Annotated in this window: 24 protein-coding genes and 2 pseudogenes; 19 read left to right on the forward strand and 7 right to left on the reverse strand. The window is 34.2% G+C overall.

Translation table 11 applies throughout. The features are described from left to right. Positions 1-151 precede the first annotated feature (151 nt). From MHH96_RS15725 to MHH96_RS15750, 6 genes are all read left to right on the forward strand, one after another. Positions 152-886, forward strand: coding sequence for an SDR family oxidoreductase (locus tag MHH96_RS15725; RefSeq protein ID WP_144546259.1), 735 nt, complete (start codon positions 152-154; stop codon positions 884-886). Positions 887-1,116: 230 nt separating this feature from the next. Next, complete coding sequence (locus MHH96_RS15730) at positions 1,117-1,758, forward strand: DUF1349 domain-containing protein (RefSeq protein ID WP_144546257.1); 642 nt, start codon at positions 1,117-1,119, stop codon at positions 1,756-1,758. Between the two features lie 618 nt (positions 1,759-2,376). Next, a complete protein-coding gene (locus MHH96_RS15735) occupies positions 2,377-4,488 on the forward strand; it encodes a peptidoglycan D,D-transpeptidase FtsI family protein (RefSeq protein WP_445668998.1) in 2,112 nt (703 codons plus the stop codon). Positions 4,489-4,547: 59 nt separating this feature from the next. Beyond that, a complete protein-coding gene (gene pbp4, locus MHH96_RS15740; protein ID WP_186325690.1) occupies positions 4,548-6,584 on the forward strand; it encodes a penicillin-binding protein PBP4(5) in 2,037 nt (678 codons plus the stop codon). Positions 6,585-6,649: 65 nt separating this feature from the next. Further along, positions 6,650-7,039 carry a BlaI/MecI/CopY family transcriptional regulator gene (locus MHH96_RS15745; protein WP_061800994.1) on the forward strand — a complete coding sequence of 130 codons (390 nt, stop codon included), beginning with the start codon at positions 6,650-6,652 and terminating at the stop codon, positions 7,037-7,039. Then, complete coding sequence (locus MHH96_RS15750; RefSeq protein WP_047940132.1) at positions 7,039-8,829, forward strand: BlaR1 family beta-lactam sensor/signal transducer; 1,791 nt, start codon at positions 7,039-7,041, stop codon at positions 8,827-8,829. Before MHH96_RS15745 ends, MHH96_RS15750 begins: the two co-directional genes overlap by 1 nt. Positions 8,830-9,002: 173 nt before the next feature. Here MHH96_RS15750 and MHH96_RS15755 read toward each other — a convergent pair whose 3' ends face one another. Continuing rightward, positions 9,003-9,476, reverse strand: a complete 474-nt coding sequence (locus MHH96_RS15755; RefSeq protein ID WP_047940133.1) for a hypothetical protein — start codon at positions 9,474-9,476, stop codon at positions 9,003-9,005. A 120-nt stretch (positions 9,477-9,596) separates the two neighbouring features. Between MHH96_RS15755 and MHH96_RS15760 the strand changes: the two genes are divergently transcribed. Next, entirely contained in the window at positions 9,597-10,208 is a 612-nt protein-coding gene (locus MHH96_RS15760) for a CGNR zinc finger domain-containing protein (RefSeq protein WP_341117655.1), read from the forward strand. 692 nt (positions 10,209-10,900) lie between these two features. On the opposite strand, the gene MHH96_RS25660 is transcribed toward MHH96_RS15760, so the two are convergent. Further along, positions 10,901-11,065, reverse strand: coding sequence for a hypothetical protein (locus tag MHH96_RS25660; protein ID WP_438825713.1), 165 nt, complete (start codon positions 11,063-11,065; stop codon positions 10,901-10,903). A gap of 296 nt (positions 11,066-11,361) precedes the next feature. Between MHH96_RS25660 and MHH96_RS15765 the strand changes: the two genes are divergently transcribed. Beyond that, on the forward strand, positions 11,362-11,928 hold the full coding sequence (locus tag MHH96_RS15765; RefSeq protein WP_095257488.1) for a GNAT family N-acetyltransferase: 567 nt from the start codon (positions 11,362-11,364) through the stop codon (positions 11,926-11,928). Between the two features lie 95 nt (positions 11,929-12,023). Here MHH96_RS15765 and MHH96_RS15770 read toward each other — a convergent pair whose 3' ends face one another. After that, positions 12,024-13,601: an FAD-dependent oxidoreductase gene (locus MHH96_RS15770; RefSeq protein WP_061800990.1), complete on the reverse strand. Its 1,578-nt coding sequence runs from the start codon at positions 13,599-13,601 to the stop codon at positions 12,024-12,026. A 472-nt stretch (positions 13,602-14,073) separates the two neighbouring features. Between MHH96_RS15770 and asnA the strand changes: the two genes are divergently transcribed. Next, positions 14,074-15,087 (forward strand): aspartate--ammonia ligase, encoded by a 1,014-nt coding sequence (gene asnA / locus MHH96_RS15775; protein WP_144546253.1) that lies wholly within the window; start codon positions 14,074-14,076, stop codon positions 15,085-15,087. A 68-nt stretch (positions 15,088-15,155) separates the two neighbouring features. On the opposite strand, the pseudogene MHH96_RS15780 reads toward asnA, so the two are convergent. Together MHH96_RS15780 and MHH96_RS15785 are read right to left on the reverse strand one after the other, a co-directional pair. After that, positions 15,156-15,597: pseudogene (locus MHH96_RS15780) on the reverse strand (hypothetical protein); the annotation flags it as partial. 33 nt (positions 15,598-15,630) lie between these two features. Further along, on the reverse strand, positions 15,631-16,071 hold the full coding sequence (locus MHH96_RS15785; RefSeq protein ID WP_144546251.1) for a DUF2512 family protein: 441 nt from the start codon (positions 16,069-16,071) through the stop codon (positions 15,631-15,633). Positions 16,072-16,546: 475 nt separating this feature from the next. On the opposite strand from MHH96_RS15785, the gene MHH96_RS15790 reads away from it, so the two are divergent. The 6 genes and pseudogenes from MHH96_RS15790 to MHH96_RS25665 form a co-directional block, all read left to right on the forward strand. Next, positions 16,547-16,915, forward strand: a complete 369-nt coding sequence (locus MHH96_RS15790; RefSeq protein WP_236691759.1) for a hypothetical protein — start codon at positions 16,547-16,549, stop codon at positions 16,913-16,915. A gap of 651 nt (positions 16,916-17,566) precedes the next feature. Continuing rightward, on the forward strand, positions 17,567-18,079 hold the full coding sequence (locus MHH96_RS15795; protein ID WP_047940138.1) for a DUF3231 family protein: 513 nt from the start codon (positions 17,567-17,569) through the stop codon (positions 18,077-18,079). Between the two features lie 358 nt (positions 18,080-18,437). Further along, a complete protein-coding gene (locus MHH96_RS15800; RefSeq protein ID WP_047940139.1) occupies positions 18,438-19,076 on the forward strand; it encodes an esterase/lipase family protein in 639 nt (212 codons plus the stop codon). A gap of 25 nt (positions 19,077-19,101) precedes the next feature. Beyond that, positions 19,102-19,596, forward strand: coding sequence for an iron chelate uptake ABC transporter family permease subunit (locus MHH96_RS15805; protein ID WP_412973472.1), 495 nt, complete (start codon positions 19,102-19,104; stop codon positions 19,594-19,596). A gap of 303 nt (positions 19,597-19,899) precedes the next feature. After that, entirely contained in the window at positions 19,900-20,880 is a 981-nt protein-coding gene (locus MHH96_RS15810) for a phosphotransferase (RefSeq protein ID WP_061800987.1), read from the forward strand. A 205-nt stretch (positions 20,881-21,085) separates the two neighbouring features. After that, positions 21,086-21,345 (forward strand): annotated as a pseudogene (locus MHH96_RS25665) (multidrug ABC transporter ATP-binding protein); the annotation flags it as partial. A gap of 163 nt (positions 21,346-21,508) precedes the next feature. Here the strand turns inward: MHH96_RS25665 and MHH96_RS15815 are convergent. Beyond that, the gene (locus MHH96_RS15815; protein ID WP_047940141.1) at positions 21,509-21,700 is read right to left on the reverse strand and encodes a CsbD family protein; all 192 of its coding nucleotides are present in this window, start codon (positions 21,698-21,700) and stop codon (positions 21,509-21,511) included. A 310-nt stretch (positions 21,701-22,010) separates the two neighbouring features. On the opposite strand from MHH96_RS15815, the gene MHH96_RS15820 reads away from it, so the two are divergent. From MHH96_RS15820 to MHH96_RS15835, 4 genes are all read left to right on the forward strand, one after another. Continuing rightward, positions 22,011-22,787 (forward strand): acetoin reductase, encoded by a 777-nt coding sequence (locus tag MHH96_RS15820; protein WP_047940142.1) that lies wholly within the window; start codon positions 22,011-22,013, stop codon positions 22,785-22,787. Positions 22,788-22,813: 26 nt separating this feature from the next. After that, entirely contained in the window at positions 22,814-22,948 is a 135-nt protein-coding gene (locus MHH96_RS15825; protein WP_268874878.1) for a hypothetical protein, read from the forward strand. A gap of 506 nt (positions 22,949-23,454) precedes the next feature. Next, positions 23,455-24,210, forward strand: coding sequence for a lysozyme inhibitor LprI family protein (locus MHH96_RS15830; RefSeq protein ID WP_235850396.1), 756 nt, complete (start codon positions 23,455-23,457; stop codon positions 24,208-24,210). A 100-nt stretch (positions 24,211-24,310) separates the two neighbouring features. Then, positions 24,311-25,165: an AraC family transcriptional regulator gene (locus tag MHH96_RS15835; RefSeq protein ID WP_095321350.1), complete on the forward strand. Its 855-nt coding sequence runs from the start codon at positions 24,311-24,313 to the stop codon at positions 25,163-25,165. Positions 25,166-25,352: 187 nt separating this feature from the next. Here the strand turns inward: MHH96_RS15835 and MHH96_RS15840 are convergent, their stop codons facing one another. Further along, entirely contained in the window at positions 25,353-25,736 is a 384-nt protein-coding gene (locus tag MHH96_RS15840; RefSeq protein ID WP_095257481.1) for a VOC family protein, read from the reverse strand. Positions 25,737-25,738: the final 2 nt, after the last annotated feature.

Below are 25,738 nucleotides of genomic sequence, written 5' to 3' on the forward strand. Positions count from 1 at the left end.
ATAAAACATAAACGTAGATGATTTGCTTTAAAAGAAATGTTTCTACCTAGCTCTGGCAGTATAACTTAATAACAAAATAGTTTATGATAGTAGTAAATACAATGAAATATATGATAATAAGAAAAATAATAAAAGAAAGGAGTCTTACAAAGTGCTCGGAAATAGAAAAGTTATTATAACAGGTGCAGCCTCCGGTATTGGAAAGGAGAGCGTCAGAAGATGTTTACATGAAGGTGCTTCCGTTATTGCTTGCGATATTAATAAACAGTCCTTACATAGTTTAAAACAGTCAATGGGTGACTGTTATGATCTACATACATATCATTTGGATATAAGTAACTACGAAGAGGTTCATAAATTTTTTGTACATATTGATGAAGACCATGCTGATATAGATGGTTTGGTTAATAATGCGGGAATTTATTTGGCTAAAAATATCTTGGATTATCAAGTAAATGAAATTGATAAAGTTCTAGATGTAAACATAAAGGGATTTATTTATTTTTCGCAAATGTTTGGTAGAAAATTGATGCAAAGTAAGTCAAATGGAGTAATCGTAAATATGTCTTCCGTGTCAGGCGTTGAAGGCAGTTCAGATGCAATTTACGGGCTCTCAAAAGCTGCCATAATTGGTTTAACTAAAAGCTGTGCCATCAATTTCTCACCGTATATTCGAGTTAATGCTGTTGCGCCCACGATGGTGGATACATCTATGATGGATACAATACCCGATTGGAGAAAAGAGGAGTATCTAAGCCACCAGCTTATTGATAAGCCTGTCTTACCGGAAGATGTGGCTGATACGGTTGTTTTTTTATTATCAGATAAAGCTAAACATTATACTGGTGCCACATTTGATATTAATAACGGAGGATATTTAAGATAGTACATTTTTTATAAGCTTTGTGCAGGCTTCCTTTTATTTTAGGAAGCCTGATTAATTAATTAATTGGAATGAGAAACAAATGCTTTTCGCTGCTATTATATATAGTGGATTAAAGAAGTAATGTAGCAATAGGCCAATAGAGAACCTAAATAAATTTGTGATATAGTTAAGAATAAATAACATTTGATTTATGTATTTGTAAGATTCGATTTTATTTAGGAGGAGATTCATTGAAGAATAAAAATTGGATATTATACGAGAATTTTGATGGTAAGAGTTTAACGGAAAATCTTGTGTGGCGTTGTGAACCAAAGAAATGGTTTGTAGACACGAAATCTTCTCAACTAGTTTTAGAAACAGATCAAGAAACCGACTATTGGCAAAAAACTCACTACGGTTTTGAGGTTGATAATGGCCATTTTCTCTTTACCAAAACTAACAAGAATTTCAGAATGACAACAAGAGTTAAAGCTATTCCCAAATCTAAATATGACCAAGCTGGACTGATGATTCGATTTTCCGAAGAGACATGGGTGAAAACGTCTCTAGAGTACATACCAGATGGGTTAAGCAAGCTGGGTGCAGTTGTCACCAATAGAGGTTATTCCGATTGGTCTACTCAATATGTAGACTGTAAAGAAGTGCAAATATATTACCGTATATCCAAAATTGGGCAAAATTGTTATGTGGATTTTTCGTGGGACGGAGAGGTATGGAATCAAATTAGAATTGCCCACTTAGATGTGGCAGATAGTTCAACTGTTTTAGCAGGAGTCTATGCTTGCAGTCCTCAAGGAAGAGAACAAGAAGTTCGTTTTGATTTTATAACAATCGAAGAGCTAAATAATGACCCAGCAACTGCATATTTGTAAGTCAACGATATTTACTATAAATTGCAAGTATTTAATTTAGATTAGATAAAAGAATTACTATGGCGCATTGATCCAATAAGGGATAATGCTTCTTTTTTGTTCTTATACTAACGGGGGGGAGTATAGCCCAAGAAGGATGATTTAAAGCAATCTAGAGTAGTAAAACGGAGTTAATTGTAGTATAGAAAGGAGAAAACCTACTTGTAAATAGATAAAACCATTGCGGATTTACGTCAACAAGTGGATACTTAGCTTAAAGAGCTAAATGTCGTTTAAATGCTGTTCATATGGATGAACAGACTTACTTCCTTTTAAATAATAAGCATACAGCTAACGAAAATTTTATAGATTAAAGTACTTTAATCATTTGACGAGTCATGTTATAGTAAATACTACAAATGTAAAAGTTGGGGCGTGATGAATGTAATTTTAGAAAATCTAAATATAGAAAATAAGCTATTTATAGGATTTTACAATCATTAAATGGTTAACGAATTATTTTAAATAATTTTTTTTGGTTGAAAAACTACAAATGTAGTATTTTGAGAAAAGAGAATCTATATCCAATATGGAAGAATAAATGTCAAAATACGTATATTTATTGTTATGAAAGGGAGGATGCCGTTGAAGAAAAAAAAAGAGAGGACAAAGCCATTTGTTTTCTCCTTCCGAATAAATATATTATTTTTAATTGTTTTTTTGCTGTTCTCGCTTCTTATTTTAAGGCTTGGGATTGTGCAAATAGTAAATGGAGAGGACTATAAGCGGGAAGTTGACAGAAAGGAGAATGTAACTGTAAAAATTGCTATGCCGCGTGGGGAAATATTAGATCGAAATGGGAAGTTAATTGTAGGGAATAAGCCGTCTAACGCAATAACGTTCACAAGAGCACAAAATAGTAAAACTGAAGAAATGTTGAAAATTGCAGAAAAGCTAGCGATATTTATTAAAAAGGATTCTAAAGAGGATTTAAAAGCAATAACAGAAAGAGATAAAAAAGATTACTGGATTATAAAACACTCAAATGAAGCAGAAGCGAAAATTACTGTAGCTGACAAGAAAAAGCTTAAAGATGATAAAAATTACGATGCAAAAATTTATCAGCTAACCCTAGACCGTATAACAAGTAAAGAAGTAAACTCATTTACTAAGCAAGAACTAGAAGTATTAGCTATTTATCGTGAAATGAGTAGCGGATATCCGTTGACACCACAGATCATCAAAAAAGATGCTACAACTAAAGAAGTTGCAATGATTAGTGAAAATCTAGATTCCCTGCCTGGGGTTGATACAACGATAGATTGGGATCGCTATAATCTTTATAAAGATACAGAAGGGAATGAAACTCTAGCCTCGGTCATTGGTAAAGTCTCCTCTTCTAAAGAAGGCTTGCCTAAAGATTCTATTGATTATTATTTAGCAAGAGGCTATAGCAGAAATGATCGAGTAGGGAAAAGTTATATTGAAAATCAATATGAGGATGTATTGCAAGGCCAAAAAGAAAAAATCAAAAACATAATCGATAAAAACGGAAATATATTAGAGTCTGAAGTTGTGCAAGAAGGAAAACGAGGTGATGATTTAATCCTTTCAATTGATATCGATTTACAGCGTAAGATTGAAAAGATAATTGAAGAAAAAATTGGTAATGCTAGAATTGGAGAGCCTTATCTCGATCGAACATTTGTTACTGTTATGAATCCGTATTCCGGTGAAGTTCTTTCCATGGCGGGAAAACAATTTGAGCAAAATAAAAAAACAGGTAAAACGGAAGTAAATGATTTTGCATTAGGAAATATAACAACCTCATATGAAATGGGATCAGTTGTGAAAGGAGCTACCGTATTAACGGGCTATCAAACAGGTGCAATTGTTCCAGGTGAGGTACTTAATGATCGACCTTTAAAATTTTTAGGAACGAATGCAAAAAAATCTTGGAATAAGACAGGATTCGGTCCAATTAATGATCTTTATGCATTGAAACGATCTTCTAATGGATATATGTTTTTAACGGCCATGAAATTAGGTGGACAGCAAACCTATATTCCCAATGGACTATTAAGTATTGATAAAGTGTTCGCGATTGAAACATTCAGATACAATTTCTCTCAATTTGGGCTAGGAGTGAGAACGGGAATTGATTTACCTGGTGAACAAATTGGTTATGGTGGAGGTCAAATCCCTTCTGAATCTGGAAAAGTATTAGACTATGCGATTGGGCAATATGATACATATACGCCATTACAAATTGTCCAATATATTTCCACTATTGCAAATGGGGGTTATCGAATCCAGCCGCATATTGCCAAGGAAGTACGTGAACCTAACCAAGCAAATGAATTGGGACCTATTATTCAGGAATTTGAACCAAAGGTGTACAATAAAATTGACATGAAGGAAGAGTGGATTAAACGTGTCCAGCTTGGCTTTAAGCAAGTAGTGAATGAGCCACTTGGAACCGGATATGGAATAAAGAACAAAGAATATAAGATTGCTGGGAAAACAGGGACTGCACAGGCGTTATATAATGGCCCGTTACCACATAGCCCAGGTCTAATGCTCTGGAATATTACATTTGGAGGGTATGCACCTTATGATCACCCAGAAATTGCTGTTTCTGTCACTGTCCCTTGGTTACGAACAGACCAATCACACGTTAATTTAGAAATAGCGAATGATGTGTTTAAAGCATACTTTGAACTAAAGGAAAAGAGGCAAGATTCTGAATAATCATTGTGTTTAATACTACAAATGTAGTAATTAAGTGAAAGGAAATGAGGGGAAGAGAGTTGACTAGCAGAGTAGAAAGAAAAAAGAGAAGAATCAAACCCTATATCATAATGATATTTGTCACTTTAGCTGGGATTATTGGCTTAAGTCTTTATATGATCATGAATAATAGTAATAGTAGCCAAGGACAAAAAGCTGCAGATGCCTTTATTCAAATATTAGTGAACAAAGAGTATGAAAAATTAGGAGAAGTTCTCGAAAAAGACTCATACGATTCATTAGGATATACGTTGGAGGAAGTGATCGACAAATATGATCATATATTTAATGGAATTAATATTCATGGGATTCACGCGTCCAATATTGAATTAAAAAAACTCAATCACAATGTGCAAGAGTTATCCTATCAATTAAGCATAATAACTCCTTTAGGTAGATTAGATAAAATTAATTATCAAGCAAGGATTATCAAATCAGGAGATCAGTATTTGATAAAATGGGACCCTTCATTAATTTTTCCTAATATGGAGGGAAAAGATAAGGTAGCTTTTCATCAATGGAGAGCAGAACGTGGAGAAATTATAGATCGTCTTGGCAATGGCATCGCAGTGAATGAAAACTTTAAGGAGGCAGGGATTGTTCCGAAAGACTTACTCAAGGGAAATGAAAAAACGAAGCAACTGCAAAACATTAGCAAACAATTAAATATATCTATAGAAGAGATTCAACAAAAACTGAAACAAGGATGGGTAAAGGATGACCTATTTGTTCCTCTTAAAATTATCGAAGCCAATAAAGCGGAAGTCATATCTGGGATTTCCTATCAAAATACTAACCTCCGATATTACCCTTTAAAAGAAGCTGCGGCACATTTAATTGGATATATCGGAGAAGTAACAAGGGAAGATTTAGATAAAAATTCTGATTTGAAAGAAGGAGACATGATAGGCAAAGCCGGATTAGAAAGAGCTCTTGATAAAGAGTTGCGTGGAAAAGATGGTGGAGAAATTCTGATTGTCGATGAAAATGGCAAAAACAAGCAAGCAATTCAAAAAACCGAAAAAATAGATGGAAGAGATATTAAACTAACCATTGATGCTTATATTCAAATGGAGGCATACAATCATTTGAAAGAAAATCCAGGTTCTACTGTAGTCATGAATCCGAAAGAAGGTGGTCTTTATGCTGTAGTTAGCTCTCCTTCATACGATCCGAACAAAATGGTTCGTGGCATATCACAGAAAGAATATAATAAATATGCTATGGATGAAAACAAGCCATTTCTTTCAAGGTTTGCTTCAGCTTATGCTCCAGGCTCCACTTTTAAAACGATTACAGCTAGTATCGGGCTTGATGCGGGTGTGACATATCCAGAAAAGCGAAGAATAATAAATAGGTTAAGTTGGCAAAAGGATAAATCCTGGGGAGGGTATTCCGTTACACGTGTTTCTAATGTGCAACATGTCGATATGAGAAAGGCACTTGTTTATTCCGATAATATTTATTTTGCTCAAGAAACGTTAGAAATGGGAGAAAAAACGTTTCGAAATGGGCTGGATAAATTTATCTTTGGCGAGGAATTGGATTTACCAATCGCAATGAAGCCAGCGCAAATTTCAAATCACAAGTCATTTAATTCAGATATCCTTCTTGCTGATACAGGATATGGACAAGGAGAATTATTACTTTCACCTATTCAACAAGCTGCCATGTATTCTATTTTTCAAAACGAAGGAAAAATCGTTTATCCGAGATTGCTAGAGGATAAAAGCGGGCCGAAAACTAAATCAGCTATTACCCCTTCAACAGCAAATGAAATGAGAACTTTTTTAGAAGCTGTTGTGAGCAACCCAAATGGAACGGCACATCTGCTCTATAATCAACAATATCAGTTAGCAGCCAAAACGGGTACCGCTGAATTAAAAATGCACCAAGGAGAGAAGGGGGATGAAAATAGCTTTTTATTAGCTTTTGATACAGGGAATGATCAGTTTCTTTTACTTTCATTAGTGGAACACTATTCAAAAGGCGGTTCGGCTACTCAATTAAATAAATCATTCATCGATGAGTTGTATAAATATTTTAAGTCCTTGTGATGCTTTAATAATTTGGCCCAACCTGCTATAATAAATACTACAAATGTAAAAGCAGGAGGGTCATGATGAAAGAAATTCCGCAAATTTCTGAAGGTGAATATGAAGTGATGAAGGTAGTCTGGAACTATGAGCCGATTTCCACTCCTGAAATTGTGGAGAGAGTATTAAAAAATAGCGATTGGAAACCGAATACAATTCATACAATGCTTGTACGTCTAGTGAAGAAAAAAGTATTACAAACAAGAAAAGATGGCAGAGCATTTATTTATACATCACTTGTTAAAGAGAACGAATATGTGGAACAGAAAAGTAAATCTTTCCTGAAACAATTTTTTGGTGGTACATTAAACTCAATGGTATTAAATTTTATTGAAAATGAGCAGCTATCAAAGGAAGATATTTCAGAACTCAAGAGTATTTTAGCTGAGAGGGATAAGAAAGAAGGGAAAAAATAATGGTTGTAACCCGGTTATTATTAAGTACACTTGTTGTATCCCTCCTTATTTTAATAATCCTGTTAATCAAAAAAGTATTTTACAACCATTTATCTCAGCAAACACATTATAAAATTTGGTATTTTCTTTTCGCTCCAATAATTACTTACGTGATTCCATGGGATTTTTTACAGTTTCGAGAAATATTTCAATATATGCAAAACTTCCTATTCATTGAGAAAGATATAACTAAGGGCAATGAAAGGTTCAGTGGTTTGGGCATTTCACAGACATCCAATTATGATTTATTGAATGATTTCTCTATTTCTGTGAACAAAACAAATACAGAATTTTTTCAACAGTTCTTTTTGGTAATTTGGATCACTGGAATCATGTTTTTCATTGGGAGTGCTATTTATGCAAATTATCAAATTAGGCAAATTAAAAAGTCATCTACGAGTATTAAAGATCAAAAAATAAATGAAATGTTAGAAGAGTGCAAGGAGGTTGTCGGGGTAAAAAGAAAAATAATTTTACTGGAGACCGCACTTATTACCTCTCCTATTACATTAGGATTGTGGAAGCCATATGTATTTTTACCCCAAAAAACCAAAGAAGAATTCTCGTTAAGTAAAATAAAATATGTCTTTTTACATGAACTATGCCATCAAAAAAGTAAAGATAGTTTCGTTAATTACCTAATGTGGTTGCTTCAAATTATTTATTGGTTTAATCCATTAGTATGGTTGGCTTTAAAAAAAATGCGAATCGACCGTGAGTTGGCATGTGATGCTTCTGTTCTAAATCTTTTGGATGAAAGTAGATACACCGAATATGGCTATACAATCATTCAGTTTGCGGATAAACAGTTTAACCGACCATATAAACAGTTTTCCACTGGAATGGGAGGAACGAAGGAACAACTCAAACGACGAATTCAGAGTATAGCTAACTATAGAGTGGATTCTCCATTACTAAAATGGAAGAGTAAAGTTATTTATACTATATTGGCAATTGTTGTGTTACTCTTTACTTCGCTTTCTTCTGTACTCGCTAGTTCAGACGATGTGTATCATTTTAATGAGAAAAATGTTATCTATGAAGATCTTAGTTCTTATTTTAATGGGGATATGGGTAGTTTTGTTCTATATGATGCTATCAAAAAACAATATCAAATATATAATCGTGAAATGAGTGAACAGAGGGTTTCCCCCAATAGCACCTATAAAATTTATTCTGCATTATTCGCTTTAGAAACGAATGTAATTTCCACTACAAGCAACGAGCAGTTGTGGGATGGAACGGCATATCCTTTTGAAAAATGGAATACCAATCAGAATTTGTCAACTGCTATGGAGAGTTCTGTTAACTGGTATTTCCAACACCTTGATCGTGAAGTTGGGAAGAAAAAGCTGCAAAGTTATTTTCACAAACTAAACTACGGGAATGAAAATTTGTCAGGTAATATAGATCGCTATTGGATGGAATCCTCTTTGAAAATTTCTCCAATTGAGCAAGTTCAATTATTATCTGCATTAGAAGAAAATAAATTGGGCTTTAAAGAGGAAAATATTCGTTCAGTAAATAATGCTATTTTCATAGATGAACAAAAGCAGGCACAGCTATATGGAAAAACAGGAACTGGTACAATTAATGGGAAAGAAATAAATGGTTGGTTTGTTGGCTTTGTGAAAAAAGATGGCTATAGTTATTATTTTTCGATAAATATTCAAAATAAAACTGGAAAAGCCAATGGAAAAAAGGCGGCTAATATCGCAAAGCGAATATTACATGACAAAAATATTTTCTAAATAAACCTAGTATGATACATGAAATTTTAAAGATGACTAGATTAGGAGAATTTAATACTAGTTGATAAAAAAATTATTTTAAATGATATGGTTTAAATTAAATACCTTCACTTTATTGGAAGAGTCTGTCACTAAGGGATACGTATGTTCTTAGTGACAGGCTTTTTTCTGAATTATGTTTGGTTTGGAACTTTAATCGATTTTATCATCTGTCGTATTGATCCGAGATGGTAGGCGGAGTGAGCGAGCGCCCCTAACAAACCATGCGATGTTTGTTTATCTAAGGAGCCAAGAGAATCAATCTTTTTTATTAGTTTTGTGTATTCTTGTTGAAGTTCGTCAGTAAATTGAGCCCATGTGATTTTATCAACGGTTGTGATTTTCCATGATGCTCCCCAGTCCTTACTGGGTACTTCCCCATTTAAGTAAGAGTTCGCAACCCATAAGTAATAGCGGGTATGATCTGTTTGTGCGGCGATTGTCGTACCGTTGACAGGTATTGAAGCATCTTCTGCCGATATCTTTTCAAGTGTTCCGAATAAACCACTACCAGGTTTCGCTTCTGTGTACCAGCTTGCGTTTTCTTCAGGTCCAGCATATGTTTCCTTCAACAATGTTCTAACAGCCACCAACATCGGATTGTCCATCTCAGTACCTCCTAAATTCAGTGTTTAACCATCAAAAATACTTTTGATGGTTAAATTATAGCTAGGTTGATTCTAACTGTCAATTTGTATTATGATAGTTATAGTAAAGGAGCTTTGAATATGTCGGAAATGAACTCTTATATGATGGTCGGAGAACGTTTGTGTATGGATTTTATCAATACTGTCAGTTGGCGGGAAAGTGATGAGAAAAGGCGCGATTGGTTTACGAGTTACGCTAAAATAGTCGACTGGTGCATCCATGCTGACGTCTTGACCAAACAAAAAGCAAAAGTACTTCTTTTAAAGGCCGAGGAGAAACCGTCTGAAGCGGGAGAAGTTCTAAAGCGGATTATCGAAATGCGGGAGGTCATGTATCAAATCTTCAAGTCCGTTTCAAAGGGGACATCGCCACATCTGCTAGACCTTGAATGTTTCAATGGTTTTGTAAGTAACTTCTACCAAACTTTGCGTGTAATCCATGAAAAGGATCATTACACGTTGAAGTTCATGGATAACGAGGAAAACTTGGACACTATGCTGCCTCCAATTTTGCAATCTGCTGTTGATTTACTTGTTTCTAAAAACGATTTAGAACGAGTCAAAAAATGTGAGGGCGACTCTTGTGGATGGTTATTTTTTGATACGAGTCGGAATAGGAGCCGTCGCTGGTGTTCAATGGCTGATTGCGGCAATCGAGCTAAAGCCCGCCGATTTTATCAAAAAGAAAAGTGATTAGATTCTCTCTGTGTAGAAATAGTAATTGGACAGGCAGGAAATAACAGTGGGTTTTCAATAATTATAGACTTGTTTAATAAATAAATCGTAGCTTATAAGCTATATCATCAATTTTGGTGATTGCCCCTTGGTGAAGTCTTAGCAAAATGAGGAAACCATAAAGGCATAATCATCCATTCTGATCAATGCAGCGTCTACGCTTCTTATACATATCAAAAAATATGATTAAAGAAAAAATTTAGTCAGTAGTATGTCACGCCGAGGAAACTATTGGGAAAACACAGTCATTGAGCCTTTTCATTCGAATGTAAAATTAGAGAGGGTTCAAAAGAAGTAACAGAACATGTAGAACAGTTTATGAGGATCATAGCGAGTAAACATATGCTGCCTGTTACCAATAGAGATTGGCAACAGGCAGCATATGTTGGTATTTTATTACTGCCCCATTTGGCTAGGTCAGTCTAATCTAAAAATATAATTTTTTAACTTTTGCATTCCTAATAACCTCTGTTATAAAGTTGCCCGATAACTTAGAACAGAACTTTCATTAATTGCCCGAAAGGAAGCCTAAAAAGTGTACGATATTTAATCTACATCTTTTATGCTTATTTTATTGATGTGAAGTAAAACTAGCATATTCATAACATTCTCTCGCCATTAACAATACTATAGTAGCCAACTTTAGCTAATTAAAAATCAATCGACTCATTATCCAATTGCTGCTGAATGGTCTTTACTTGTTGAAGTGTTTGCTCCTTCGTTAAATTATCTCTTTCCATTCCTATCATAATGTAAATGGACTTAGTAGTTATAAGAGTATTGTAGTTATAGGCAAAAAAAGAAACTAAATAAATATGTGATAGATCTAGTTATGAACAAATAAAATTTGGTTTATGTAATTGTAAGGTTTGATTTAATAGGAGGGGAACCATTGAAGTATAAAAATTGGGTATTTTACGAAAATTTTGATGGTAAGAGTTTAAATGAAAATATGGAGTGGTGTTTTGAACCAAAGAAAGGATTTATAAACACAAACTCTTCTTAAATTGTTTATGCTTCTTTTTTGTTCTGCTACTAAACAGGGATAGTTAGTTACCCAGAGAATATAATAAATACAATCATAATTTAAGTATTAGAGGGGGAAATTTAAATGAATCCTATTTTATTAGATATTCCGTTACAAATCGAAACAGATAGACTTATTCTTCGAGCGCCGCTTCAAGCTGGTGACGGCGATGTCGTATGCCAAGCTATAAAGGATTCATTTCATGAGTTAAAGCAATGGTTAAGCTTATTTCAAACAATGCCTACTGTTGAAGAAATAGAAATTATCTTGAGAAATGCCCATATTGATTTTTTGAAAAGAGAAAGCTTTCGTTATCTTATCTTTCATAAGGCAACTAACGAATTTATTGGAACTGCTAGCCTTCACGGAATTAATTGGAAGATTGCTAAATGTGAAATTGGATACTGGATTAATACAAAATATACTGGCAAAGGATATATGACAGAAGCAGTAAGAGCGTTAGTTAACCATGGTTTTCAACAACTCAATTTTAGCAGGATTGGAATAAGATGTGAATCAACAAATGTTAAAAGTCGTTCGATTCCAGAAAAACTAGGTTTTGAATTAGAAGGAATTTTAAGAAATGATGATTTATCCGCAGATGGCAGCAAGCTAACTGACATTTGTATTTATTCAATAATAAAGGAATAATCCCACTTAAATTAATACGGGTGCTTTCGTTTTAATAAAAAAGTAGGTAAAAACAGCTGAATATGGTTCAGCTGTTTTTACCTACTTAATTTTAGTTAATAACCGGAGTCTTCTGAGGTAAGGTTATCGATCATTTTATAATCATATTTTTGTAATGGCTTTTCAGCTGGTCCTTCAAGAACTTCTCCTGTATACGAGAACCTAGAACCATGGCACGGGCAATCCCAAGATCGTTCACCATCATTCCATGCAACTTCACACCCCATGTGAGTACAAGTTGTATCGACAATATGAAGCGTACCTTCCTTATCTCTATAAGCTCCTTTTCTTTGTCCATTAATGTCAATAACAGCTCCCTCATCAGGGGATAGGTTATGGATATCGTTTTGAGGTATTTCTAATTTCCCTTTAATTAGGTGACTAACAACGTTCGCATTTTGCGTTAAGAAATTTTTTAGACTTGGATTCAAATTGAAACGGGAAGGAGAATACAATTCCTGGTACTTGCTCTTTTTACCGAGTATGGTATCTCGGAATAAAAGCGCAGCTGCAGTTCCATTTGTCATTCCCCATTTCCGGTATCCAGTAGCGATTAATATATTTTTTTGGCCGGAAGTAATTTCGCCAATGTATGGAATTTTATCCAGAGTAGTTAGATCTTGTGCTGACCAGCGGTAGATAATATTTTCAATTCCGAATACTTGTTGACCGAACGCTTCTAAGGCTTCGTAATGCTTCAGTGTTTCTCCGCCTTGTCCTGTTTTATGACTTTCCCCAGAAATGAGAATCATTTCTTCCCCATTAATTGTTGCATACCGGAGAGACCTTTTCGGCTCATCTGCACTAATATACATACCACCTGGATAGGCTGTTTTTACTTTTGCAGCAATAATATAGGAACGGTCTGCATGCATTCTTGTAGAATAAAGTCCAGCCCCCTCATAAAAGGGAAAATGAGAACAGGAAAGAACATATTTCGCTGTAATTCGTGCTCCCCCACGGGTAAGAACTGTGGGGTGTTCGCCAGTCTCGATATTTACAGCTGTTGTATTTTCAAAGATGTATCCTCCTTTTTTGGTGATTATTTTGGTAAGATGAGCTAAGTACTTAAGTGGATGGAATTGAGCTTGATTTTTCATAACAAGTGCATTATATATTTCTAAATCGAAAGGAAGTTTGTTTACGAGTTTTCCTTCAATATGAAGCTCCTCATAGGCTTTTGCTTCTTTTTCTAGTTTCCGTGCATATTCTTCTGTTGTGGTATATACATAGGCATCTTGATGAGTGAAATCACAATCAATTTGATGCTTATTGACCGTTTCTTGAATAAATTTTAAAGCATCGGTGTTCGCCTCGTAATATAATCTTGCCGTGTCTTTCCCGGCATAGCGAATTAGTTCCTCATAAATTAAATCGTGCTGGGCAGTGATTTTAGCTGTGGTATGTCCCGTTGTCCCATTCAGTAATTTGTCTGCTTCGATAATAGCAACTTTCAGACCTTCATTCACCAACAGATAGGCGGAAGTAATGCCTGTAATGCCACCACCTACAATAGCTACATCAACTTGCATGTTATCCTCAAGGCATGGGTACTCTGGTAAATGAATAGTGTTTGTCCAATAAGATTCGGTGTTAGGTGGTAATTTTTCATTGTAATTAGCGTTGTCGGCCACTTTAACTCCTCCATATAATAGTTTATACCATTATTATTTCCATTTGCTAGAAGGATAAACTTAGTTTGGAAAACTGTATCGTTTATAAAGGGGAATAAAAGTGAATTTATGACCTATTTTCATACGTATTTAGGCTGTACCCATATGAGTCTTAATATAAAAACATGAGTAAAGAGAAGTATAAAAAATATTAGCAGATTTTCTATGAAACAACAGGGATGTATGGTTGTAGGGGAACAATGGTATAAACTAATTGATTGATTAAGGTCACCAGTATCTTTTCTAGTACAAGTTCTTTTAGTAATCTGTACCGTATCATTTATTTATGGGCAAGTGTTAAGGGGAATTTAATCTTCCAAATCAATAATTAGGCAGGAGCGGATATCAACTTTAGGATTCCATCATATAGTAAACAGAATCAAAACCCAATTATAAAGAACAACCCTAGATATAAATGGAGGTATTTTTTTCTATGACTAAATCACTTATTGTTCCCAATGTATATCAACCTAACTTGAACTTTATAGAAACCCAAATTGCTATAAATAAATTAAAACTTTACTTTGAAAATCATTTTTCTAAAGAGTTAAATTTAACAAAGATTTCCGCCCCGATTATATTGAAGGCCGGAAATGGTATTAATGATAATTTAAATGGAGTAGAACGCATTGTTACTTTTAATGCACTGGATGTAGAACATTCACAAATAGAAATAGTTCAATCATTGGCAAAGTGGAAAAGAATTGCCTTAGGACGTTATGGATTTAGTTATGGTGAAGGGTTATACACTGATATGAATGCAATCAGAAGAGATGAGGTTTTGGACAATTTACACTCTATGTTCGTTGATCAATGGGATTGGGAGAAAGTTATCAGCTACGATGAACGTCATTTAACAACACTAAAATTAGAGGTCAAAAAAATTTATCGATCGATAAAGTCTACGGAGGATTTCTTATATACGCTATATCCTCGTATCGAACCCAGCCTGCCAGAAAATATTCATTTTATTACGACACAAGATCTTGAAGATAGATATCCATCTCTAACACCAAAACAGCGGGAAGATGAAATTGCCAGGGAGTTTGGGGCAGTTTTCATTATGAAGATAGGCGGAGAATTGTTATCTGGTAACAAGCATGATGGACGTTCGCCAGATTATGATGATTGGAATCTAAACGGAGATATTATTTTATGGTATCCGCTGTTAGAAAAGTCTGTCGAGATATCTTCTATGGGGATACGTGTAGATGAGAAGACACTTTTACAGCAACTAAAATGCTCTAATCATGAAAATCGAAAAGATCTTGAGTATCACCAAGGTATCCTAAAGAAAAGACTTCCGTATACAATCGGCGGCGGGATAGGACAATCTAGATTAATGATGTTTCTGTTAAAGAAAGCACATATTGGCGAAGTTCAAGTATCTGTATGGAATGATGCTATTATTACTGCTTGTAAAGAAAGCAATATCCCACTTTTGTAATTTTTTAGGTTAAGATGATAGAGCCGATTCCTTCTGGCTTCGACTCTTCACTTTAACATCTAAAAAATTTAATTTCCTTTTACTTCACTTTTATTTGTGGTATTCCATATTTTATTCATGATGCTCAAAAAGAAACCAAAACGTCTATACTTTCAGAAATAGTTCCACTTACTGCCCCCAGTAGTAAAATAAGACCAATAACAGAAGTGATTTTATCTTTTCCTTTATCTTGAGGATTTTCAACGCCGAAATAATGATAAATGCCCAATTATACATCTGCAAAATTCCAGCAGCAGTCGTAATATATCCATATATTTTCCCAAGTAATAATAAGGCAGTTATAATGGAATATATAAGCCCGACTGTGGCAAGTCCTAAAGAAGGAAGCGGGAGTTTTTTTAATCTTTGGGCTTTCTTTCCAAAGAATGCTGAAGCATCTCCATCTTGTAAATTAGTAACGGCGAATAAAGCAGCTGTCATAGTCGAAAAACCGGCTATAATAATGGCTCCGAGTGGATATTTATTTTGGTAAAATGAGCTATATTAAGATTTGTCTTTATCTGGCTTATTACTTGGATGAAATTCTTCGGCCATTTCAGTTTGGAACTGGAGTTTTTCTTGTCGTGGATTGGATTTTGCTTCTTGCATAAAGTTTTGAATAAGGTACTTATGAAAGAAGTATTCAAAAATTAAAACTCCTAAAGAGGCAATTAACGATGTCATAACTGTATTCCCTCTATATGTGAAATTTTCACTCATTAGCCATATAACAAAGAAGGCCAATCCAAAATCCGAAAGAGTAGCAACTAGATTATTGGTTCGAGAAAGGATAAACATATCTCCAATAACGTATGCTAAAACTCCTAATACAACCGTAATCATGAAGACATTTGTAAATGGAAAATTAAATAGAACCATTAAAATTAAAGATAGTAGAACAAGTGTTGAAATAAATTTTATCGAAAAAGCTTTAACATGTTTCATTATAACACCACCTTTCCTCCATAAATTATTGTGGTTTTTATTTTTTATTTTTATACAATAGTTTTCTTAACAATAAAAGTTGTACAAAAATATTTGTTAAGGAAGGGGAAACATTACCTAAGGGAACAAGTAACTTATATACCATTTAAAACTTAATAGAAAAATTTTTTCCGGGTAAAAAGAATGAAGTGTAAAAAATACAGATTACGCTAAATAAACAATAGAATAAGTCTAATATGAACTGGAAAAGTGATTGCCTTAATTAGCCCATTCTTTATATAAAATATTTCTTTTTATATTTTTCCTGTTATTGGGAATATTATTCCCAATGGATGAATAGGAGGATTGTTAATGAAGTTGATGAGGCATTCAAGGGGATTACTAGTATTGATGATGTTTCTGTCTTGGTTTTTCCTTCCTTTAATCGGGAAAGATGCTGTAAAAAGATTTTTTGCCAGCAGGGTTATTTATAGCTTTGATTGTCACCATAGAAGATATAATTGCAAAAAAGCGAAAATGGTGGTGGTGGTACGAAAAAATTCATCCAAAGCTATCTGGCATTGTTCCTTTTTTATGGGGCCCATTTTTTATTGGTTCCTTGTGGATTTTAAAATGGACTTACGGCAAATACTTCAGATACATTTTTATAAATTTAGTGGTTGATTCGATCTTCGTCTATTTCTTGGTAGATTGGTTAAAAAAATTAGGAATTGCTTCGTTAGTTCGATTAAAAAAGTATCAACTATCATTGTTATTCTTTTTTAAATCCTTACTTTTATATGGCTTTCAGTTTGTAAAGGAAAGAAAATCATTAAAAAAAAATAGTGATAACACTCTTGTCTAATGGCTGGATGCTAACGTATTGTTACTAGAACAAAGCCTTTCTTGTGACTACATTAAAGACATCACTACTTAGTATTGAAAGCAATATCGTTAAATAGTTCAGCTATTTATGAAGGAAAATGACCATTTTAAAGTAATAAACGACAAGAACAAAGAAATTAGCTATAGTGTTAGTTGATTTTCTCGGATAATAAACCGATTAGTACATATTAGAGGTAACTTAGGGGGATGGTTACTGTATTATCTCTACTTGGGGGTTACTTATGATAGTACATGGTTGGCTGGAACAGCCCCCGATGGGATCAAATCGTGATGAATTAATAGGAAAATGTGTTCTCTTTAACTTATTGGGATCGAAATATTTCTGTCCTATCATCGTTTATTTTTAACAAGTTTTTTTCCTTCATTGTACTTTCAGAGTTTTAGTTTATTGCTGTGAGTCAACATATTAAGTGATTTCAGCATCTATTTCCTTAAAAAGACTAAAAATCGGGTGTTGTCTATTAGCATAATATTAATCATTGTTGTGATAGCTTATATTATTTGAAAAAAACGACCGTAATATCAATAATCTTCTCTATTGTTGGAAAAGCTATGGAAGTGCGAACAGATGCACTAACTAGAGAATTACTTAACATGAAGGAGGATTATAATGGGGATTTTATCTGGAAATCCAAAGGAAGAGCCCTTACACTATGGGGAAGTTTTTGATATTTGGGCTTCCCTATTGGCCGGAAACAGTATGACAGCAGGTTACCAAACGATGTTGAATCATGCTGGTGATGGGGATTTAAAGAAGTTATTAGTCGAAGCTATTGAAACTTGTCAGGAAGAAAAAAAACAGCTAGAAGAAATTCTGAAAGAAAATGGTATCGCTACACCACCAGCTGCTCCCGAACCTCCTGAAGCATGTTTAGAGGATATTCCAGTTGGAGCAAAAATTCCAGATCCTGCAATAGCAGCTACACTTTCTGCTGATATTGCTGCGGGCTTAGTTACCTGCAGCCAAATAATTGGGAAATCCATCAGAGAAGACGTTGCTGCTATGTATGGTCAATTTCATACCAAAAAGGCAGCTCTTGGAGCAAAAGTTCTTCGCTTAAATAAAGAAAAAGGCTGGCTTATTCCACCGCCATTACATCTTAATAAACATGGTGATTGTTAATTCTCAAACACGGTTAGTACTAGCCGTGTTTTTTTATTTTCTAGCTAACAAGCTATTCACGAATTGACGCTGGGGTCGATGAGAGGATGTATGTACATAAAAGATAGTATTGTTTAATAACTTAGTCTCTGTTTTGTTTACTTTTGTTGAAGAGGAGGAAATGAATAAAAAAGGTTTATTACAATAATGAAAAAGAAAAGGAGTTTTGTATCATGTATTTTTGAGTAAAGTTGTGGATCCAAAAGGCATATTCATATAATCTTTAAACAGACTAGAAAAAGTTACCGGTTGTTTCTGCTCTTAAAATATATAACAATGATATAGCAAGATAGCAGTCAACCAAACAGGGAGGAACATCATGAGAAAAACTAAACTATTATTATCACTAACTATGAGTATCGCGATAATCATTTCTGTTATGGGGATGAAACCAACTGTTTTAAAAGCTCAGACAACTGGACATGATCCAGTAATCTATGTTCATGGAACTGGCGGCAGCAGTACAAACTTTCTTGCGATAAAAAATTATTTGCTTAAGCAAGGCTGGTCTTCTGATGAATTATTCGCAATTGAATTAATTGATAAAACAGGCAACAGCTTGACGAATGCTAAGCAGCTTGAATCATATGTAGATAAAGTGTTAAAGGAAACGGGAAAAAACAAAGTAGATATTATCGGTCACAGTGCTGGTGGAATCAATACCCTTAAGTATATCCAAAATACGGGCGGAACGAAGGTAAATGATGTGATTACATTGGGATCTCCAAATAAATTCATTACGTCAAAAGCACCTGTGGGAAAAGATCCTAATCATAAAATCCTTTATACTTCTATTTACAGCAAAAATGATTATTTAGTTCCTAATATGCTCTCAAAATTGGAAGGCGCTAAAAACATACAAATAAGCGGTGTTGGCCATTTAGGATTAGTAGTAAATAGTAAGGTAAATGAGTTAATTAAAGAAGCTTTAAATGGTGGGGGAAAAAACACCAATTAAGATAAGAATAATAAAGAGCCCTTCGATGTTTAGTATAAGCATGGAAGGGCTCTTTTATTATGGAAAAATTAAATTTGGGGTTAGCAGTGGTACGATTTTATCCCAATTTGGTGTCGCGTTTGGTGCTTTTGTTGGAGCTATGATTACTACATTATGTGGTTCCTTCTCTAGCCTCATTATTTATTTTTCTAATAAATGTGATGGTATCAAAACAGTTATTTTTGGGTCTATGGGAAGCTTAGCATCATCTAGTTGGACAAAAGTCCCTATTATGGCAGTAGTCATTATGCTAGGGTGCATTTTGTTTCTTTTTCAATATCGCGTGTTAAACACAAGGCTACTTTGGGATGAATCTACTATTACTCTGGGAATTGATTTAAGCGTTTTCCGTAAATCTTACATGATTGCTACTGCTCTGGTTACAGGAACATTGGTTGCATATACAGGAATGTTTGGTTTTGTTGGGCTTATTATTCCCCATATATGTAGAAGTGTTTTTGGGGAAGATTATAAACGTTAATGCTAGGAACATTTCTAGTAGGAGGCTTGCTTTTAATTTGAGCGGATATTCTACCAAAGAACATTAATACATAATGTTGAATTGCCTATAGGAATCATTATATTTGTCATTGGATCACCGCTATTTATCTACAGGAAGCAAACGTTATATGAAAACAAAGAATTTAAAATGGAAAATCTAGTGGAAAATCTCCCGTTTTTTAGTAATAACATGTTACAATATACTTCATTTAAAAAAAATGGAAATTTTGATTATAATTTATATATCAATTATTTATAGGAAATTGTTGAGGAGAATATCTACATGTCGAAAAAAAAAGGAACTATTCCGTGGTCCCAAGAGAACTATTACGGAAGAATAATTGATTGGATTGTGGAAGAACTAGACAAAGTAAATTTACGAGTACAAGGTAATATAAAGCATATAAAAGAAACCGATCTGACACTCCTACTTCGTGTGCCAACAAATGAGGATAATTATTATTTTAAGGCAGTTGGTTCAGTACTAAAGTTTGAGGCAGCCCTAAGCAAGGAATTATATAGGAAATGCCCTGAAAGAACAGGTGATATACTAGCTATAAATGAAACAGAAGGATGGCTATTGATGAAGGATTTTAAAGGCCAGCCCTTACGGATACAAAAAGATAAAAAACTTTGGCAAAAAGCTATAGGGGATTATGCTGAACTTCAAATTTCACAAATCGGTAACGTGGATAAGTTTTTACAGATTGGGGTTCCTGATCGAAGAATGCCTATTCTTAAAGAGGAAATCAACCAGTATTTAGAAGAAATGTGTCTAACAGGGTTAAGCAAGGAAGAAACTAATCAGATACTTTCACTCTTGCCAATATTACTTGAGATGTGTGATGAAATGGCATCCAATATACCAGCTTCAATTGAACATGGGGACCTTCATACAAACAATATTAGAATTGTGGAAAATAAATTTGTATTCTTTGACTGGGGTGACGCATCAATTTCACATCCCTTCTTCAGTACCCGAGTTTTCTGGCATGCGCTTGATAACTTAATTTCATCAGAAACTGAATGGTTGGGTATGGTAGAAGAATTTCGTCCATATTACCTGGAACCTTGGACCAGATTTGGGTCAATGAAAGAGATTGATAAAACTCTTCGGATTTCTGATGAGCTAGCATGTATTCAAAGAGCGCTAAGCTGGCATTTATATATCACACCAAATAGACAAGATAAATCTGATTCTAATCATAAACCTTCGCAATGGCTTCGGTTATTACTTGAACATCGTACTTTATTAGGAAAGTAATGCACTTTGAACTTCAATTAGATACACCACTGAGAACCATATCATAAATAATGAATGAATCCTCCAACAAAGGTACTTTAGTTGAGGATTATTTAAATAACTTAAACTACTATATTATTAACTTAGAATTTTGCGAAATAAATTAATAATCAACTTCACTATTTTATGAACAACTATTGATATATATCCGAAAGGGAGAAATTTAAATCCATCTATATTAATTCTTGATCAAGCTACTTCAGCTTGAGATACTGAAACAGAAGCAGCTATACAAAGAGCATCCACTGAATTGTCACAAAGAAGAACTATCTTAGTCATCGCCAGCTGGTTTGCGACATAAAAATTGCTGATTGTATTCTAGTGATTCCGGAAGCAGGCATACAGAAACAGGGAACTTATAAAGAATTAATTCAAATAGGAGGGACATACACTAGACTTCGTCATACTCAGTTTCGTGTCGACTAAAAATTTTACCGTTAACGTAAGATTGATATGGATCCAGTTTTGGATAATATCTTGCCAACCAACTATAAAATAAAGGAAAAAAGTGTAATCACCAAAAGAGATTACGCTTTTTTCCTTTAACAAGACTTTTTGTCTGGTAATAAGACGTCCCTTTTTGTTTTCATTATTTACGGTCGGCATCTTCTTTAAATTTTCCTGCTGTTTCCTGCATTTTTCCTTTCAGCTTATCTTTTTTACCATCAGCTTGCATACTCGTATCGCCTTTCGCGTTACCAATCTGATCCTTTACTTCGCCTTTTACTTTTGATACACCACTTTTTACTTTATCTGCGATACTATGTTTATTTTCTGCCATGATTGATCACTCCTCATTTTATGTTATGTTTAATTTGTACCCTGTTGTTTTTTTCGTTAAACGTTCGGCTGATTGATTTAGTGATAAAGGTAGAGCATATATAGATGATTAACAAATTCCAACATCAATCATACAAACAAACTCTCATAATACATCCACTGAAACATGATTTTTTGAGGGTCTTGGAGACCAAAATTAAAAATTGCTTGAATTCAAATGTTTTGATTTTTATTTTATAGGTAATTTATATAATTAAAGTGACAGAAAACTGATTTTTCTGTAATAATTTATTACAAGAGGTGTTTATTCAATGAGTAAAGTTGCAGTTATTACAGGTTCAGCCGGTGGTTTAGGTCGTGGTATTGCAGAACGTTTACTTAAAGATGGTTTCAAAGTAGTAATACATGATATCAATCAAGAGTTATTGAATGCCACTCTAGAAGAAATGAAATCTCAAAATGCTGATGTAATTGGTGTTGTGGGAGATGTTTCAAAGCGAGAAGATCAGTTTAATCTTGTCCAAAAAGCAGTAGACGCATTTGGACGTTTAGATGTATTTGTTAACAATGCAGGTGTTGATGCAGTTAAACCTTTCTTGGAAATTGAAGAAAATGAATTAAACCGCCTATTTAACATCAATGTAAATGGTGTAGTTTTTGGTACACAAGCTGCTGCTAAACAATTTATAGCGCAAGGCTCAAAAGGTAAAGTCATAAACGCTTGCAGTATAGCAGGTCATGAATCTTTTGAAATGTTAGGTACTTATTCTGCTACAAAACATGCAGTACGTTCATTTACACATTCTGCTGCGAAAGAGCTTGCCAAATATCAAATTACTGTTAATGCTTATTGTCCAGGGATTGCGAAAACAAAAATGTGGGATCGAATTGATGAAGAAATGGTACGTTATAGTAATGGTGCTTTACAACCAGGTGAAGCATTTGCTCAGTATAGTGCAGATATTGCGTTACAGCGTTATCAAACACCAAGAGATGTAGCGAACTTAGTATCATTTTTAGCTTCTGATGATGCCGATTATATTACAGGACAAGCAATCTTAACAGATGGTGGCTTAGTTTATCGTTAATTTTCTAAAGTTTATTGGAGGCTGCTGTGTCTGTAAATGCAGACTGCAGCTTTCAAATTCATTTTTTAGCTGCTTTCTACTTATTCTTTGTTGTTTCTACGCTTGTTATTATTGATACCATTCTTTTCAAACCAACTTTCAAACGGTTGTCTACATTCTAAATATCAGCAAAACAGGAAATAGTCTATTGGCGCCTTTCTAGATAACGCTAATAGAGCCAAAAACCGTTCCTTTATCCCCAAATAAAATCTTCATTTTATCTCGCTTTCTATTACAAATACAAAATAGATTAGGAGAAAAAGAATTTAGCTCAAAAAAAGCCAATCCACCAATTATTTTTTTGTATCCGTATTTTCTTATTACTAGAAAGATTCAATCAACAGTCACTTTATTTAATATGAGTTTTCAGTACCTTTATCAGGAGAAGAAGTGAATTAAATCTAAGAATAAGCTTTTTTCTTCAGTATCCCAAGCCACTGTCATAGTAAAACATTGTTTTATGAACTAAAGCTCCCAAATTATATCTAAGAATTGGATAAAAATCCTTTTCTATCATTTACACAGTTATTTATTAGCGAAAAAGGAAGAAATTTGGGAATCTATGTTAAAATAGATATGGAAGGTTAAATTTTTCGAACAAGACATAAAGAGATTGGAGTTTTACAAAATGAAAAAAAGCAGTATATTTTTTGCAGCAACCTTGCTTGTTCTTTTATTAGCAGGTATGTCTGCATGCAGCAATGCATCAGAAAGTGATTCATCGAACAACTCAAATAATAATCAGTCAGAAAGTGATTCATCGAACAACACTAATAATAATCAGTCAGAAAGTGATTCATCGAACAACACTAATAATAAGCAGTCAGAAAGTGATTCATCGAATAACACTAATAATAAGCAGTCAGAAACTGATCAGAAAGCAGAAAACACAGACGTTTCTTCTCCGTCTAATGAAGCATCTGCAGATAGGACAGAAACTGCTGTAAATAGTAAGAATAGCAAGATGGACAAACCGGCGAGCGAAGATAAATCGCAAGCAGTTGATAAAGTAGAAGGAAGAAAAGCAGAGTTTATCGCAAAGTTAGATAACATCCAAAAAGAAGTAGATGCTATGCCTGATAAGAAAGATTCAGATAAAGGGGTAACAAACGCGATGATTAACTACTATGGCGTATCCTATGAGAAGTATGATGAGGCTCTGAACGAGATTTATAGCATTTTAAAGGCAGAGTTATCACCAGAAGTAATGAATAATTTGAAAACAGATCAAGTGAAGTGGATTGAACAAAAGGAAGCGGCAGCAAAGGAAGAGAGATCAAAATATAGTGGCGGTACGTTTGAAAATGTTGCTAATTATATTTCTTTATACGAATCCACTAAGAAGAGATGCTATGAATTAGTGAATGAGTATATGGCAGATTAGCGGTCTTTATCATTCCATCTGGATACGACATTTATAGGCAGAATATGTCGGACGAAATGTCTCTAATTTTTATAAGATAGGAAGTGAAAGGAGGGATTCTATGGACTGGCTGGATAGAATGAATCATGTACTAGACTACATAGAAGCAAATCTAGAAGGAGAGATAGACTACAAAGAATTAGCCAAAATTGCGTACTGTTCTGAGTTTCATTTTTCGAGAATGTTTGCATCTATATCAGGATTTACTCTATCTGAATATATAAGACGAAGACGTTTAACGCTTGCTGCTTTTGAATTACAAAAAAGCGATAGGCGGATTATTGAAATTGCTCAATTATATGGTTATGAATCGGCTGATTCTTTTTCTCGTGCTTTTAAAAAACTACATGGAATAAAGCCTTCAGAATGCCGTCATCAAGGAACACAGCTAAAGGCCTTTCCAAAAATCTCCTTTCAAATCACTATGAAAGGAGACACAGAAATGGAATATCGAATCGAAAATATAGACTTTGAAGTAAAGATTGTTGGGAAAAGCAATTCGGTTCAAACAAGCAGAGCCTTTAAAACGATTCCGACCATCTGGAGCAAAGCGAAAAAAGATGGATTTATGCAGGAATTGATTGACCTGTCATGGGAAAATCCAAAGTGCTCATTGGAAGGGATTTTAGGTATATGTGGAAAAGAAGCCGCCATAATGGACGAGGAATTCAATTATTTTACGGGTGTCCGGTATGAGGGAGAAGCAAAGAATTGGATGGAAAGCATCTTTATTCCTCCAGCAACATGGGCTGTTTTTCCCAATATCGTAGAAGCTTGGAAACGATTATATTCCGAATGGGTTCCGACCTCTGGATATGAGCTTGCCAATTTACCATGTATAGAATGTTATTATGGCCCAGGACATAAGCCGCGCCATGAACTCTGGGTGCCCATTATTCCTAAACCATCCAAGTAACTTTTAGAAAAACAGCCACTTATAAGAATGGCTGTTTTTCATTGAAAAGGAAGAGTTTTATTAATAGAAGAGTTAGTATAAGCTTACAGGTGAGTGCAGACTTACAAGGAAACGAACAATAATGGACTTAGAAGCCTAGAATAAAGAATTACAGCAAAAAGAAGCTGTATGGATGAATGGAAATGTATTAGTTATTGCAAATCATTAATACATTTCCATCTAAGTCTTTAAAGTTAAAATAAGCAAAATCACCAATTCGTTCTATCTCTTTCACAATAGTAATCCCTTTGTTTTTGATAAACTGATATGCTTCATCAATATCTTGAACAAAAAAGTTAAACAAAACATGCTCAGAGGGATTTAACTTAAAGCCTGGATCGAAAGTATGGTCGTCCAAAGTAATCCCCGTTTCTGAAGTAACTGGAATATTGTATACAGGCGATTCAACATTATTTTTATTGAAAGGAAGTCCGAGTAATTCACTATACCATTCAGCTGCCTTTTCAAGATTATCAACATGAATAAAAACATTATTTACTTTACAAGCAATAGGAGAAGAGAGTGAGTTCATTT

It is taken from the genome of Niallia sp. FSL K6-0212, assembly GCF_038007605.1.
GTDB classification, from domain to species: Bacteria; Bacillota; Bacilli; order Bacillales; family Cytobacillaceae; genus Niallia; species Niallia circulans.

Bases quoted from the DNA above. Each gene is read 5' to 3' on its own strand.
- MHH96_RS15735 (WP_445668998.1), top strand. From the start codon at position 2,377: ATGCCGTTGAAGAAAAAAAAAGAGAGGACAAAGCCATTTGTTTTCTCC.
- MHH96_RS15745 (WP_061800994.1), top strand. From the start codon at position 6,650: ATGAAAGAAATTCCGCAAATTTCTGAAGGTGAATATGAAGTGATGAAG.
- MHH96_RS15750 (WP_047940132.1), top strand. From the start codon at position 7,039: ATGGTTGTAACCCGGTTATTATTAAGTACACTTGTTGTATCCCTCCTT.
- MHH96_RS15755 (WP_047940133.1), bottom strand. From the start codon at position 9,476: ATGGACAATCCGATGTTGGTGGCTGTTAGAACATTGTTGAAGGAAACA.
- MHH96_RS15760 (WP_341117655.1), top strand. From the start codon at position 9,597: ATGTCGGAAATGAACTCTTATATGATGGTCGGAGAACGTTTGTGTATG.
- MHH96_RS15765 (WP_095257488.1), top strand. From the start codon at position 11,362: ATGAATCCTATTTTATTAGATATTCCGTTACAAATCGAAACAGATAGA.
- asnA (WP_144546253.1), top strand. From the start codon at position 14,074: ATGACTAAATCACTTATTGTTCCCAATGTATATCAACCTAACTTGAAC.
- MHH96_RS15785 (WP_144546251.1), bottom strand. From the start codon at position 16,071: ATGAAACATGTTAAAGCTTTTTCGATAAAATTTATTTCAACACTTGTT.
- MHH96_RS15795 (WP_047940138.1), top strand. From the start codon at position 17,567: ATGGGGATTTTATCTGGAAATCCAAAGGAAGAGCCCTTACACTATGGG.
- MHH96_RS15800 (WP_047940139.1), top strand. From the start codon at position 18,438: ATGAGAAAAACTAAACTATTATTATCACTAACTATGAGTATCGCGATA.
- MHH96_RS15805 (WP_412973472.1), top strand. From the start codon at position 19,102: ATGTTTAGTATAAGCATGGAAGGGCTCTTTTATTATGGAAAAATTAAA.
- MHH96_RS15810 (WP_061800987.1), top strand. From the start codon at position 19,900: ATGTCGAAAAAAAAAGGAACTATTCCGTGGTCCCAAGAGAACTATTAC.
- MHH96_RS15815 (WP_047940141.1), bottom strand. From the start codon at position 21,700: ATGGCAGAAAATAAACATAGTATCGCAGATAAAGTAAAAAGTGGTGTA.
- MHH96_RS15820 (WP_047940142.1), top strand. From the start codon at position 22,011: ATGAGTAAAGTTGCAGTTATTACAGGTTCAGCCGGTGGTTTAGGTCGT.
- MHH96_RS15830 (WP_235850396.1), top strand. From the start codon at position 23,455: ATGAAAAAAAGCAGTATATTTTTTGCAGCAACCTTGCTTGTTCTTTTA.
- MHH96_RS15835 (WP_095321350.1), top strand. From the start codon at position 24,311: ATGGACTGGCTGGATAGAATGAATCATGTACTAGACTACATAGAAGCA.
- MHH96_RS15840 (WP_095257481.1), bottom strand. From the start codon at position 25,736: ATGAACTCACTCTCTTCTCCTATTGCTTGTAAAGTAAATAATGTTTTT.